Origin of the sequence: Paenibacillus sp. JJ-100 (assembly GCF_948329825.1) — a bacterium.
Taxonomy (GTDB): domain Bacteria; phylum Bacillota; class Bacilli; order Paenibacillales; family Paenibacillaceae; genus Paenibacillus.
In genome coordinates this window covers 811,870-827,750 of the sequence record NZ_CAOJCM010000002.1, presented here as the reverse complement: position 1 = coordinate 827,750, position 15,881 = coordinate 811,870, and the positions used below count along the sequence as shown (strand labels likewise).

At 48.4% G+C, this 15,881-nt stretch carries 1 protein-coding gene; it reads left to right on the top strand.

The window, feature by feature from the left end:
• The first annotated feature begins 5 nt into the window (after positions 1-5).
• Positions 6-15,866, top strand: a complete 15,861-nt coding sequence (locus tag PQG66_RS10325) for a non-ribosomal peptide synthetase (RefSeq protein WP_272037598.1) — start codon at positions 6-8, stop codon at positions 15,864-15,866.
• Positions 15,867-15,881: the final 15 nt, after the last annotated feature.

Genomic DNA, 15,881 nt, shown 5'->3' with positions numbered 1-15,881 from the left:
ATAACGTGTATACTAAGCAATTTACAAGTCTGGTTGATGTAATGAAAGAACGAGGGAATACAACGGATCGGGGAATCACGTTTATTGAAGGGGACGATCGGGAAAATCAGCTTACATATAAGGAGCTCTATGAAGAAGCCTGCGGATTTTTGGGTTACCTTCAAAAACAGGGAGTGGAGAAAGGGCAAGAGGTCGTGTTTCAAATAGACGACAATCGCCACTTTATTATCGCTTTTTGGGGCTGCATCCTTGGAGGAATCATTCCTGTACCTGTCAGCACCGGCAACAATGACGAACATAAGAGCAAGGTATTTCGGATTTGGAATATATTGAATCATCCTTACCTGCTTGCAAACTCAAAAATTTTGCGAGATTTGGAAAACTTTTCGGTGAAGAGCGAACAGCCGGAACTATTTGATAAGCTTCGTGGCAGGGTATCTGTTCTTGACGACGAAGCAGTATTCTCAAGGGAATTCTCTCCCCAGATCTATAGTCCACATCCTGAAGATATTGCCTTTATTCAATTTTCATCAGGTTCGACGGGGGATCCCAAAGGGGTTATACTGACTCATCGCAATCTGATCTATAACATTAACGGTATCATCAACAGCACTAAAACCACCTCTGAAGACTCCTATTTGCAGTGGATGCCTCTGACTCACGATATGGGAATGATATGCAACCACTTAACACCTCTGACAGCCAACTCGGATCAATACATTATTCCAACATCCTTATTTATAAGACAACCCGCAATTTGGCTCAAAAAAGCAAGCGAGCATCGAGCTACTATCATCTCTTCTCCCAATTTCGGCTATAAATACTTAATGCAGTTTTTTAAACCAGAAAAAGCTGAGCATTGGGATTTGTCGAGTATCCGCCTTATTTATAACGGAGCGGAGCCAATTTCAAACGAGCTTTGTTATGAATTCCTGGACACCTTCGCTCCTTACGGTCTAAAAAGGACTGCTATGTGTACTGTTTATGGACTTGCTGAGGCATCAGTGGGCGTTACTATACCTCCGATTGAAGATGAATTTGTGACCGTATATGTTGACCGCCGTCATCTTAATGTCGGGGAACAGGTTATTGAAGTTAATCAAGAATTACCCTATGCGCTTTCCTTTGTTGAGGTTGGGTCTTCAATCGACTACTGCCAGGTGCGGATCTGTAATGAAGACGGTATAGAATCCACGGACGGTACGATAGGCCATATACATATCAGGGGGGATAACGTCACCAAAGGATATTACAATAATCCGGAAGCAACCCGTGAATTATTGACACCTGATGGCTGGGTCAGAACCGGGGATTTGGGATTCATCCGCAGCGGTCAATTAGTGGTCACTGGACGGGCCAAGGATATTATTTTTGTGAATGGGCAGAACGTATACCCTCATGATCTGGAGCGGATCGCCGAGGAAGTAGAAGGAGTGGAGCTGGGCCGGGTAGCCGCATGTGGGATTTACAATACAGACAAGAAAAAGGAAGAAATTATTTTATTTGTCGTTTCCAAAAGAAAGATAGAGAAGTTCTATCCGATTACGCAAAAGCTTAAACGGCTTTTGAACGAGCGGGGAGGCTGGGAAATTGCGGAAGTGGTTCCAACCAAGCGCATGCCGAAAACAACTAGCGGAAAAATACAGCGATATGTGCTTGCCCAGCAATATCAGAATGGCGAATTTACCGAGGTTTTACAGGAATTAAAGAGTATGTTCTTAGCAGAAAAGAAGGAAATGGCGGGCAGGCAGGGAGAGTCTCTTCAGCCTAGGCGTTCGCAACTCGAAATCGAACGTGACATCCAGCGTATCTGTCGCGAAGTACTCGGGAAAGACGAGGTTGGTGTTCGGGACAGTTACTTCGAGATGGGAGTAAACTCCCTCCATATGGCACAAATGGTAGACCAGATTGAGACAATGTTTTCGGTCAAGCTGGATGTTGCAGATTTGTTCGCTTATCCGACGATTCATGATTTGGCCAAATTCCTGCAGTCGGAACCAACTTTATCTCATCAACCGGAGCAGCATGGATTCGATCCATCCAAACGGGATAAGGATATTGCGATTATCGGGATGTCCCTTCAGCTACCAGGTGCGGCAGAGGTTCAGGAGTACTGGAGAAATTTGATGGAAGGTCGCCAGCATATTGGAGAATTGCAGGGTGATCGACGGGAAGATGCCAAAGATTATTTATCCGTGATAGGGCTGGATGCCCAAGAATCCGATTTTAGACCTGGAGGATATTTAGAGGAAATTGATAAATTCGATTATACATTTTTCAAAATCACCCCTAACGAAGCGAGGTTAATGGACCCGAATCAAAGGTTATTTACGCAGCAGGCCTGGAAAACGCTGGAGGACGCTGGATATGCCGGGGACAAGCTGCGCGGCCGGAAGGTGGGAGTGTACGCCGGTTATTCAAAAGTGGGATATGATTACGAACGTCTGATTTCCAAAGCCCAGCCGGATCAGATATCAAATTATATCGTCGGAAACTTGCCTTCCGTTTTGGCCAGCCGCATCGCGTATTTTCTTGATTTTAAAGGTCCGGCGGTAACCGTAGACACGGCATGTTCCTCTTCCTTGGTTGCAGTTCATATGGCGTGTCAGGCGATTCGCTCTGGCGAATGCGAGATGGCGCTTGCCGGTGGGGTCAGAACTTCCATACTTCCCTTGTCATTAGGGCTGGATATGGAATCCGGGGACGGGTATACGCGGGCTTTCGATTCGGCTTCGAACGGAACGGGCGTGAGCGAAGGGGTGGCATCCGTATTATTGAAGCCCCTGACTCAAGCGCTCCGTGATGGAGACCAGGTATATGCTGTTATTAAGGGTAGCGCAGTGAACCAGGACGGAAAAACGGTGGGCATTACAGCGCCAAACCCTGTCTCCCAGAGCGAAGTAATCCGTGCAGCCTGGCAGGATGCGGGGGTGGACCCGGCAACCCTTACGTTTATTGAAGCTCACGGAACGGGGACGAAACTGGGTGATCCAGTCGAGTTTTCAGCATTAGAAAAAGCATTCGTCGGATATACAGATAAGAAGCAGTTTTGTGCACTGGGCTCCGTGAAGGCCAATATTGGACACACGTTTGAAACGTCCGGCATTGCCGGTCTGATTAAATCGGTTCTGATGCTTAAACATAGGCAAAATCCACCGCTGCTCCATTTCAGAGAGCCTAACAAAAATATAAATTTAGAGCAGTCTCCTTTTTATATTAATTCCGAGCCCGCTGCATTTGATGCTTCGGAACAGCCGCTTCGCTGCGGAGTAAGCTCCTTCGGATTTAGCGGAACGAACTGCCATGTGGTTATGGAGGAATTCGTTGATCCAAGAACGGATGCATCAGAACAAGAGGATGCACGATCCCATTTGTTCACCCTGTCTGCCAAAAGCGAAGACGCTCTTCAAGAGCTGATTCTCAGTTACGTGGACCACTTGAAGTTATATCCGAATCAGGCCTTATCCGATATTTGCTACACGGCAAGTACGGGGAGGGCTCATCTTGAAAACCGCATCGCATTCGTCTGCCGTTCACGCGAAGAATTAGCCCGTAAACTGACAGACCTTGCTGAGAACAAAGGGCAGCCGGGAATATATCGAGGTGTATATCGGATCGTTTCCGAGTCAAATCAGGAATTCGGGCGAGGAGAGATCACTGAAGCAGAATTAAACCGTATCAATGAAGAAGCAGCCGGGATGATTGTGGACCTCGTTTCCGCGACGCCAGAGAAGCGGGTGCGGCAGCTTGAACGGTTATGCGAGCTGTACGTTCAGGGCGCGCGAGTCGAGTGGGACAAGTTCTATTTCGCGAGAAAGGTTCCTTTACCGCTGTATCCTTTTGACCGTAAGAGATGCTGGATCGAAATTGAACGAAGCGATGAACGTAAGGAGGAGGAAACCACGAATTCTATACAAACTGAATTAATGACGGCGACCGCTATACCTTCCAATTTGTCAGCTGATATAGAGAAAACAGTGAAGAAAATGATCAGTGATGCCTCAGGGCTAGACGTGACTGAAATAGACAGCTCCGCCCACTTCCTCGAAATGGGACTGGACTCCATTATGCTTGTCCGGATTCGCAAGGCAATTGAAGATATTTACCTGCTGGATATTGCAATTGAAAGATTTTTTGACTCGATCACAAATGTTCACACTTTAACCGGATATATTATCGAAAATGCCGATTTGAAACCGGCTGTGGCTGCGGTTAATAAGGAAGTTCGGAACGAGGAGCAAAATTTCCAGAAAAAAGCGGCATTACAGGAAGCGGAAGATCAGCAACTTCAGGCCGCAGCGGCTGTTTCCATGGAGATGAAGGAATGGAACTCTCCGCCGGTTGCAGAAGCCTCTGCGTTGGAGCGGATTTTAACCCAGCAGCTTGAACTGATGACTCTACAGCAGCAGCATGTGAATGATATTCTCGGCAGGCAGTTGGAGCTTTTAAGCGGCAGCGGGGCCAAGATGAGTGGAAGTGACGGACGGGATTTTGGCGTGTTGCCAGGTGGGTATAAGCAGGAGGAGAGAAAAAAGACAAGTCCTGACAGCCAGATCCCAGCTAATATATCAACATTTACATCCTCTTCTGATTCCTTCACCGCTTCCGAATTGACCGGAGTATACCAGGCCGACCCTATTGTTCGGGCTGCACCAATCGACAGTGGTGGGCAGGAGCCTAAGCCATTTATTCCCTATCAGCCAATGGTGATTGGTGAGGAAGGGGATTTTACAGAACAGCAGCAGGAATACCTGAATATGTTTTTTGCGGATTATACAAGACGTACAAAAGGGTCCAAAATCTATACCCAACGGACACGTTATGTTCATGCAAACAACCGAAATGTACCGGGATTCCGGTCCTATTGGAAAGAAGCCATATATCCGATCGTAGCTGAGCGTTCTTCCGGTTCGAGGATGTGGGACGTGGACGGCAATGAATATATTGATTTGACAATGGGCTTTGGAGTAAATCTGCTCGGGCATAATCCGGAATTTCTCGTTTCAGAGATGAAAGAACAATCTTCTTCTTCTCTGCCACCGTTAGGCCCGATGTCTGATCTGGCTGGTGATGTAGCCGAAAGAATTAGCCGAATTACGGGCATGGAACGCGTGGCCTTCTACAACTCCGGAACGGAGGCTATCATGGTTGCCCTTCGTACGGTGAGAGCCGCGACAGGACGCTCGAAGGTTGTCATTTTTTCCGGCTCTTACCACGGTACATTTGACGGTGTGTTGGGGGTATCTCACCCGGATGCCGATGCTACCGCGTACCCGATGGCGCCAGGCATCGAGGCCAACTTTGTGCGCGACGTTATCATGCTTAACTACAATAAGCCTGAATCGTTGGAATTCATCAGCAAGTATAGTCATGAGTTGGCGGCGGTGCTCGTCGAGCCCGTGCAAAGTCGTCGGCCAGACCTGCAGCCGCGCAAATTTTTGCAGCAGCTCCGGGAGATCACCTCTGATTCGGGGACGGCGCTTATTTTCGATGAAGTCATCACCGGGTTCCGGATCGGCCTGGAAGGCGCTCAAGCCTGGTTTGGTGTGAAAGCCGATCTGGCAGTGTATGGGAAAGTGGTCGGTGGAGGCCTGCCGATCGGGATTGTAGCCGGAAAAGGAGATTTCATGGACCCGATCGACGGTGGAAAGTGGAACTTTGGAGATGTCTCCTACCCTTCAAAGGCTGATCGTAAAACTTTTGTCGGAGGCACGTTCTGTACTCACCCGCTAACGATGCGCGTGGCTCTAAAAACGATCGACTATTTGGAGTCTCAAGGCCCTGCCTTGTACGACGAGTTGAATAGTAAAACAGATTATCTTGTGCACTCATTGAACTCTTTCTTCAAGGAGCGAAAAGTTCCGATTTATATGGTGAATTTCGGATCTTTATTCCGTTTCGTTTCTTTCGGAGATATCGAGCTGTTCTTCTATCATTTGAACTACAGGGGACTTTATGTGTGGGAGGGGCGTAATTGCTTCATGTCCACGGCCCATACCTATGAAGATATTGATAAGATCATTCACATCGTAAAAGAGACCGTGAGCGATCTGCAGCGCGGCGGATTTCTGCCGGGAGACCCTCCTCCAGACGATGACGGTGGAGGAGTTAAGCGGGTCAAGTTGTCCAACGAGCAGAAACAGCTTTGGATTTCTTCCGTTACAGGCGGACCAGCTTCCGCTTCGTTGAATGAATCTGTACTGCTTCGAATGAAGGGATCTTTGAATATAGATGCGTTACGGCAGGCAATCAACATACTGATCCGCAGGCACGAGGCACTGCGTACAGTCATGGACAGCAGCGGTGAGTACCAGGAGATCTTGTCTGAGGTGCAGGCACCTCTGAAGATATTGGATATGCGCGGTGATTCGGCTAATAGCAGTAAGGATAATCTGGACCGCTGGCTGGCAGCGGACGCTTCCGAAGCAATCAGTCTTGATACCGGACAGCCGCTATTTCGGATTACCGTGCTGCAGTTGGCTGATGAGGAATACATGTTGGCATTTGCCTTCCATCATATCGTCATTGATGGTTGGTCCATCGCGGTATTTGCCGGCGAGCTGGAAGAAGCTTATTCGGCAGTCTGCGAAAATCGGATACCGCAGCTGCCGCAGCCGGTCCAATTTCGTGAATATTTACAATGGCAGGAACAACAACTTCATCAACCCGATGCCAGCGAGGCTGTGGCATTCTGGTCAGCCCAATGCAGCCAGCCAGTTCCACCCCTGCAGCTCCCCTCGCCGCATGGATACATTAGAAAGAAGATGTTCAATGGCGGCAGGTATACTCTAGTGCTGGACAGGGGGGAGACAAAGAGGTTGAGAGCGCTCAGCATTCATAGTAAGAACAGTATGTTCATTACTATGCTGGCTGCTTACGGTTTGTTTTTATATCGGCTCACCAGTCAAAGACAAATTATCGTCAGCATTCCAACGGCTGGACAATCCCACATGGGGGAGACCCACTTGATGGGTAATTGTGTGAATTTGCTTCCTATATATATGGAGCTGAATGGCAGTGAATCAATCGCTGACCACTTAGGTGCCATAAAGGAAATCATGCAGCGGGTGGACAGGCATCAAAGTTATTCGCTCGCCAGTCTGATGGAGCAGATGCCCGAAGTGCATATACCGAATTTGAATATGATGTTTAATATGGACCGGCCTGTTCGACAACTGAACTTTAGTGGGTTAGAAACCGAGCTTCTTTCCTACCCTGTTCGTCATTTGCATTATGATTTGTTTCTTAATGTAACGGAAATCAATCAAGAGCTGAGGCTAGATTTCGATTTCAGTACCGATTTATTCGAACCGGAAGTTATGAAGATTTGGGCGGAAGGTTACCGACATTTATTACTTCTTATGACGCAGGATTCCTCTGTGAGTGTATCGCAGTTGTCGCTAAGTACTGAAGTTCATGCTCATGCACTGACGGAGTTTTGGAAGAAGCATGAGGGGAAGTATATTCTTGATTCGCAGCGGGACCCGGTCCCGATGGGGTCCATCGGCGAACTATATACCTTGGATTATGAGAACGATGTAATGATGCCCTCAGGGAAGCTGGCGATGATTGTCCCTTCCGGGATGATGATCATGTGTGGAGATGTTGATCGCTGGGCGGAAATTCGGGGATACCGTATCAACTTGACACAGTTGGAAGCCGAGCTGTTGCAGCTGGAAAGCTTGAAACGGGCTCAAGTGGCTGTTCGGCTGATACCATGTCATAACGCATCCCCGAGACTCGCGGCGTACTTTGCATCTCAGATGCCGATCGATGTTTCGCGTGTCCGAGTGGAGATGGGTGAACGCTTGGCCGAGTATGCAATTCCTACTGATGTGGCGGTACTGGAATCGTTCCAGCGATTGGAAGACGGGTCTATCGACGAAAATGCACTATCCAGTCTGGATATATTCTCGCAGGATCAGGAGCTATTAAATGAGACTGAATTCAGCATTGCTGAAATATGGAGCGAACTTCTAGGTGCCGAGCATATTGGTCCTAATGATCATTTTTTTAACATCGGCGGCAACTCTTTGAAAGCGACAGTTATGCTATCGCGAATATACCGGGAGTTCGGTATTCAAATTCCAATCGGCGAGTGGTTCCAGCAGCCTACGGTTCGCCAGTTATCCGGGTTGTTGAACGAGCATTCGGAGGAACCATACGATCTGATTCCAGTACAGCCGCAGCAGGAGTATTATGGCATATCCGCATCCCAGAAGCGGATTTATATATTGGAGCAGCTTGAGGCGAACAGTCTTATTCACAATATCCCGGGGCAGATTCATCTTACGGGTGAACTGGATCCAGACCGGTTAATTGCTGCTCTTGGGCAAATTGTCGATAGACATCAGGTATTTCGAACGTCTTTTGAAATTCGGGGTCAGGAAATTGTGCAGAGAATCGGTGATGCGGTTGTGCTGCACGTTCCTTACTCGGAACTGTCTCCTGAAGAAACAATAGATGACCGGTTCAGAAATTTCGTAAAGCCATTTGAGTTGACCCAAGCGCCTCTTTTCAGGGCAGAGCTTGTCAAGCTGTCGGATGCCGAATTTCTGCTGTTTGTAGATATGCATCATTTGATTTCAGACGGTTATTCCATGGCCGTATTTATGAGAGAGCTGCTGGAATTGTATCAAGGTCATGTGTTGCCGGAGCTCAGGGTTCAATACACGGACTTCGCTGTCTGGCAGCAGCAAACGGTTAACGAACAACGCATGAGAGAACAGGAAGATTACTGGCTGCATGAATTTGTAGGAGAGCTGCCTACGCTGAATATGCCGATGGATTATCCTCGGCCCGGACAACGGAGTGTGGAGGGAGAACGGCTAACCTTCTGCTTGGACGAAGGATTGACGAAACGGCTCCGCCAGTTGGCTGTGGATACAGGCACCACATTGTATATGGTTATGCTTACGGCTTATAAAGTACTGCTGCATAAATATTCTTCTCAGAATGATCTTATTGTTGGTACTCCGGTTTCGGGACGTATTCATCCCGACATCGAGCCGCTGATTGGTGTGTTTATCAATACGGTTGCGATCCGCAGTTATCCGACCAAAGACAAGACGTTTGCCGAGTATTTGGATGAAGTTCGGCACAGCAGCATCGGAGCATTCGAAAATCAAAGTTATCCGTTTGAGATGCTGATAGAAAAGCTGAATATTCGGAGAGACCCCAGCCGGAATCCGTTGTTTGACGTTATGTTTATATTTCAAAATATGGAACTGGAAGATGTGTCCGGAGCGGGAGTGACATTTAAGGCGGAAGAGAAAAATCCTGGTGTGTCTCCCTACGATCTGACCCTTAGCGCTGAGGACTGGAATGAGGAATCGATAACCTTAAATCTGGACTACAGCAAGAAGTTGTTCAAGCATGAAAAGGCAGAGCGGATGCTCATGCATTATGTGAACATTCTGAATGCCGTAGCGGATCAATCCACATTGACTCTATCGAAGATTGATATTTTATCAGCGGAGGAGCGTCAGCAGCTGCTGGTTGCATTTAATGCAGATGAGCTTCTTTATGACAAGCAGTTGACCATCGATCAGTTGATCCGGCGGCAGGCAAAACTTGCTCCTGATGAGGTTGCGGTGATTTGGGAGGATAAGTCTTATACCTATAGCGAACTGGATGCCAAATCGGACTTGCTCGCAGCTGCGCTTCGGCGTAAAGGGGTATTGCCTGGGACAATTGCCGGGGTAATGGTAACCCGGTCGATTCATATGATCGAAGCTTTATTGGCCGTATTGAAAGCAGGCGCGGCTTATCTGCCGATTGATCCGGAATATCCGGTACAGCGGATTGAGTATATGCTGGCCGACAGTGATGCACAAATTTTGCTGACCGATCAAGAACTGAGCATCCAGCCGGAATCCAGTGTCGCAGTGATCAATATACACGATGAAAGCCTGTATCAGGGGATAACACCGGAAGATATTCTTTCCTCACCAGTTCATACAGCCGATCACAATGCTTACGTTATCTATACCTCGGGCTCTACCGGAAATCCCAAGGGAGTCGTGATATCACATCGGGCCGTCCATAACTTTATCGAGGCTACGGCCAAGGAGATCGCTTTCTCCCCCGGCAAGAGCATACTGTGCCTGACGACGGTTTCTTTCGATATTTTTGTGCTTGAAACGTGGGTGCCTTTAACCAAAGGGCTCACTGTCGTCATCGCAGGAGAGTCGGACCAGCGGGATCCCTTAGCGCTCAATCGTTTGATCACGAAATATCACGTGCAAATGCTGCAAATGACACCGTCTCGTTTGAAAATGCTCCTGGGTGATGACCCGGACATGACATTTCTGAGCAGTGTGACCGACATTATGCTAGGCGGAGAACCCCTCCCGATTTATTTTTTACACCGACTTCAGGAGGTTTCCGGTTTAAACATATTTAATATGTACGGTCCGACAGAAACGACGGTATGGTCCTGTATCAGTGACTTGACGAAGAAGGAAACAGTAGATATCGGCACGCCGATTGGCAATACACAGATTTATTTACTGGATGCCAGCGATATGCTGGTACCGATCGGACTGCCCGGGGAGCTGTGCATCGGCGGAGATGGATTGGCCGAAGGATACTGGCAGCGGGACGATTTGACGAATCAGAAGTTTGTCGACAATCCGCTAGTCCCTGGACAAAGAATGTACCGGACCGGAGATTTGGCCAAATGGCGGGAGGATGGATGCCTCGAATATATTGGCAGAATGGACTTTCAGGTTAAAATCCGTGGGTACCGGATTGAGCTCGAAGAGATTGAGGCGGCGATGATTCGTCAAACGCCCGTAAAGGAATCCGTCGTGGTGGCCAAACAGGACAACCAAGGAAACTCATATCTGTGCGCTTATTACGTTCCGCAAGAGGGAAGCGAGCTAGGCTCGATTCGGGAAAGTCTGCTAAAGTCACTGCCTGAATATATGGTGCCTTCCTACTTTATACCGCTAGAGCAGATGCCGTTGACACTAAACGGGAAAATCGACAAAACAGCAATGCCTGAGCTGGACGTGAGTGCACTTCCTTTGGCGTCTTATACACCTCCGGAAAATGAAACCGAAGGTCGACTGGTTCTGATATGGGAAGAAGAACTGGGCCTTGAGCAAGTCGGCATTCATGATAATTTCTTTGAACGAGGCGGCCACTCCCTGAAAGCGACGATTATGATTTCTAGAATTAACAAAGAGTGGGGTGTGGGAGTATCTGTAGGGGAATTTTTCCGTCATCCTACGGTACAAGGATTAGCGAGGTTGATTCAGCAAGGGAGCTGTCGTGCATTTGAAGAAATTCCCGTTGCGGAAGCTCGCAGTCATTACGCATTGTCGGCGGCACAGAGACGTCTGTTTATCCTTGAACAATTAAATGGGGCCAGCACGGCATATAACATGACGGCAGCTTTTGAGATTGAGGGGGATCTGGATATTGGGAAGCTGGAGTCCAGTTTCCGTACCATGATACAAAGACATGAGGCATTCCGTACCTCCTTCCGGACGGTCGACGGGGAGCCGGTGCAGGTCGTTCATCCCGAAGTTGAATTTGCCATCGAGCTTGCCGATTGCATGGACGGTACAGATTTAAATGGGCTTTCCAAGAGATTCATCGTGCCTTTCGATCTGAGCAAAGCTCCATTATTCAGGGCATATCTGGCGAAAAGAGATGCGAACGGTTATGTGCTGCTGATTGACATGCACCATATCATTTCGGACGGTTCTTCCATTGAAGTGTTCATAGAGGAATTCAATACGCTGTACAGCGGTGGTGAACTGCCAGAGCTTCGAATTCAATATAAAGATTATGCCGTCTGGTATAACGAGCAACTTCATAAGGGAGTGTTCGAGAAGGATAAGCAATACTGGCTCAAGCAATTTGCTGTAGAGCCCCCAGTATTGAGTATGCCGACTGACTTTCCTCGTCCGCAATACCAAAGTAATGAGGGTGCAAAACTTGAAACTTCTGTCGGTTCGGAGTTGACAGCTCAATTGCAGCAGTTAGCCCTCGAAACGGGGACAACCCTCTATATGATTTTACTTGCCGGGTATAGCATCCTTTTATCCAAATACGCTGGGCAAGAGGACATCATTGTAGGGACGGCGTCAGCCGGAAGAGATCATGCTGATCTGCGCAAGGTGATGGGCGTATTCATTAATACATTGGCGATTCGAACCATGCCGGAGGGACGGAAGAGCTTCCGCGAGTATTTGATGGAAGTCAGAGACATATGCCTGAACGCTTATGAACATCAGCAGTTTCCGTTCGAGAGCTTGGTAGAAGCATTGTCAATTCCGAGAGACTTGAGCCGAAGCCCGTTGTTCGACGTGATGCTGACGATGCAGAATGCAGACGAAGACGATTTTCAGGTGAAAGGTTTGGCAGTCAAACCCTATGCGCTGGAGCAACAATCATCCAAGTTTGATATCTCCCTACTCGTCAAAATGACCGGGGATAATATTCTTCTTGAATTCGTCTACAGCACGGCTTTGTTTACTGCGGATACTATGAAACGTTTTGCCCAGTTATTGGTCCATGTGCTTCGCACATGTTCGAACGGCCCAGAGTTCGAGCTGTCCAACCTCTCCCTGTTGTCGCATGAGGAGAAGATAGACGGCTCACATAGGAAGCTGCTCCAGGAAACTGGGGATGCAGCGAAGCCAACTTTTGGCACCATGATTGAATGGTTCGAGTCGACTGCAAAACGGATGCCGAATCAGACGGCGCTTGTCTGCGGAGCGGATCGATGGAGTTTCTCCGAACTCAATGCGAAAGCCAATCGGTTGGCAAAAATGCTGCTGGAGAACGGTTTTGGAGAAGGCAGCCGCATTGCCGGGATTATGATGGAGAACCGGCCAGAAACGATAGCTGCCCTGCTTGCTGTTTTCAAAGCGGGAGGTGCGTACCTGCCGATTGATCCAGAGTTCCCTCAGGAACGAATCAAGTTCATGTTGGCGGATTGCAACGCGCAGTTCCTGTTGACCTATGCTTCCGATCTACTTGCGGTTGACCCTGCAGTTCAGTTATTCCTTCTAGATCATCTCAAAACAACTGATGGTCTGGAGAAAAATCTGAATATTCCGGTGAAAGAAGACGACTTGGCCTATTTGATCTATACCTCCGGAACAACGGGGACACCCAAAGGCGTTATGATCGAGCATCGAAATTTGGTGAATTATGTGCACTGGTTCGTAACGAGTCAACGTATTGACGAGACGGGCAAAACAATGCTGCTCTCCTCGCCCGGTTTTGATTTGTGCTACACCGCATTGTATCCGGCGTTAGCAGGCGGCTGCGAGCTGCACCTGCTCGACCGACACGATTATGTAGATCCGGCTTTCGTATTGGACTACATGTCACTGAATGGCATTACATTTATTAAAGCGACGCCGTCTCTGTTTCACATTTTGGCAAATCATGAGCGATTTGATACGGAAGGGCTGTTGGATTCGCTGGAACTGATCGTTCTTGGAGGCGAGAAAATAAGGATTCCCGACGTTAAGCGATATTTCGAACGATATCCTTACACCAGATTCGTAAACCATTACGGCCCTACGGAAGCTGCAATTGGATGTATTGCCCATCCATTCGACCGAGATACGTTCCAGGAATTCAGTAACCAGCCAGTGATTGGGCAGCCGATCTTCCACACTGAAGCACAAATTATGGATGCTTATGGAAACTTGCTGCCGGATGGAATACCAGGTGAATTGGTAATCGCCGGGCGGGGGGTAGGACGCGGATATTTGGGACAGCCAGAGCTTACGCAGGAAAAGTTCATTTCCCATCCCCTGCATCCTGAACAGCGTCTGTATAGAACGGGGGACCGGGCTAAGCGATTGCCGAATGGCAGCATCGAGTTCATCGGCAGAGTCGACCATCAAACCAAGATTCGTGGCTACCGGGTAGAGCTTGCTGAAATCGAGTTCCAGCTTGCAGCTCATCCGGAAGTCCAGGAGGCCGTAGTCACTGTGAGGGAGGACGACAACGGCAGCAAATATGTTTGTACCTATCTCGTTTCTACTCAAGTGTTGACCGCGCAGGATATGCGGGACTATCTAGGGAGCAGATTGCCGGCATACATGCAGCCTTCTGTTTATGTATTCCTTGACCACATACCGCTCAATGAGAACGGCAAAGTGAACTTCAGAGTGCTTCCTGATCCGGTCATGGAAGTCAAGCCTTCCGGAGAAGACTCGACTCCAATAAACGAAATTGAGGAAGCGATGGTGCGTGTATGGGAGGAGACGCTCGGTGTACAAGGTATAGGGACGGATCATAACTTCTTTGAATGCGGCGGTGATTCCATCAAGGCACTGCAGGTCTCCTCACGATTAACAGCTTACAGCCTGCGCATGGAAATGAGGGATCTGTTCAAACATCCGACAATCCGAGAACTGAGCAGATACGTACAGACGATGACCGTCAAAACGAGTCAGGAGCCGGTTACGGGGGAAGTGGGTCTGACTCCAATTCAATATCGGCTGTTCGAACAGAAATGGGAGCATGTCCATCATTACAATCATTCAGTCATAGTGCACAGGCCGGAAGGCTTTGTTCCGGGGGTGGTCGCCGAGGCGTTCGATCGTCTGGTGGAGCACCACGACGCACTGCGGATGAGGTTTGGCATGGAGGATGACAGAATCGTTCAGTTCAATCAAGGATTGGAAGAACAGGCGTATTACAATCTGAGTGTGATCGATCTCAAAGGAACTGCAGCTTCGGACACTGTGGCCGAAATCGAGCGACAATCCGCCAAACTGCAGACGGAATTGAATATTGAGCAGGGGCCGCTTATCCGACTGGCAATCTATCATACAACTACCGGCGATTATCTGCTGTTCATTATTCATCATCTAATCGTTGACGGGGTATCCTGGCGGTTCATTCTGGAGGATTTCTCTACTGCCTACATGCAATTGCTTGAGCAATCGGAGGTGAAGCTCCCGGACAAAACGGATTCTTTCAAAGTATGGTCGGAGAAGCTCAGAGAGTATTCCGCAAGCTCGTCACTATTGAAAGAAACAGGATACTGGAGTGCCGTCGAGCAGACTGCCGTCACTGAGCTTCCCGTCGACCATTCAATTTCTTTGAATCAGGCAGGGGATCATGCTGTTCAGAAGCTGACACTGGACACCGGCCTTACCCGCAGTCTGTTAACGGATGCTCATCATGCCTACAGTACAGATATACAAGACCTTCTTCTTGCGGCGCTGAACCGCACGCTCAAAGAGTGGGCAGGTTCCGGTAATATACTGATCCAACTGGAGGGGCATGGCCGGGAGGATGTGGTGAAAGAAGTGAATGTGTCGAGGACTGTAGGATGGTTCACATCTCTGTTTCCGTTCGTGCTCGGCCCGGAAGAGACGGACGATCTTGCCGGATTAATCAAAAGAACCAAGGATGATTTGCGAAGAGTACCGGGTAAGGGGTTGGGCTATGAAATTATGAAATATTTGACCTTCCATGACCCGTCCTCCGAGCTTCAACTGGATTACCGGCTCAAACCGGAGCTTGTTTTTAATTACCTTGGCCAGTTTGACCTAGGGGCAGCGCGGACGGAAGCGTTCCACATGTCCGACATTTCGACTGGATCTGAGGTCGGTCCGCAAGTTCAAAAAGGGTATAAGCTCGAGTTGAATTCCATGGTCACTAACGGTCAATTTAGTATGGAAATAAAATATAACAAATATCAATATCATCAGGAAACGATGCAGCGGCTTGCGAAGCGGTTCAGAGAACATCTTGAACAAATTGTTCAACACTGCTGCCGTAAAGAGGTTAAGGAAATGACGCCGACGGACTACCAATACAACAAACTTTCGCAAAAACAATTGGATATCATATCTCGCAAGCTGAAGAAGAATCTATAGTTCTGCCGTAGGTGG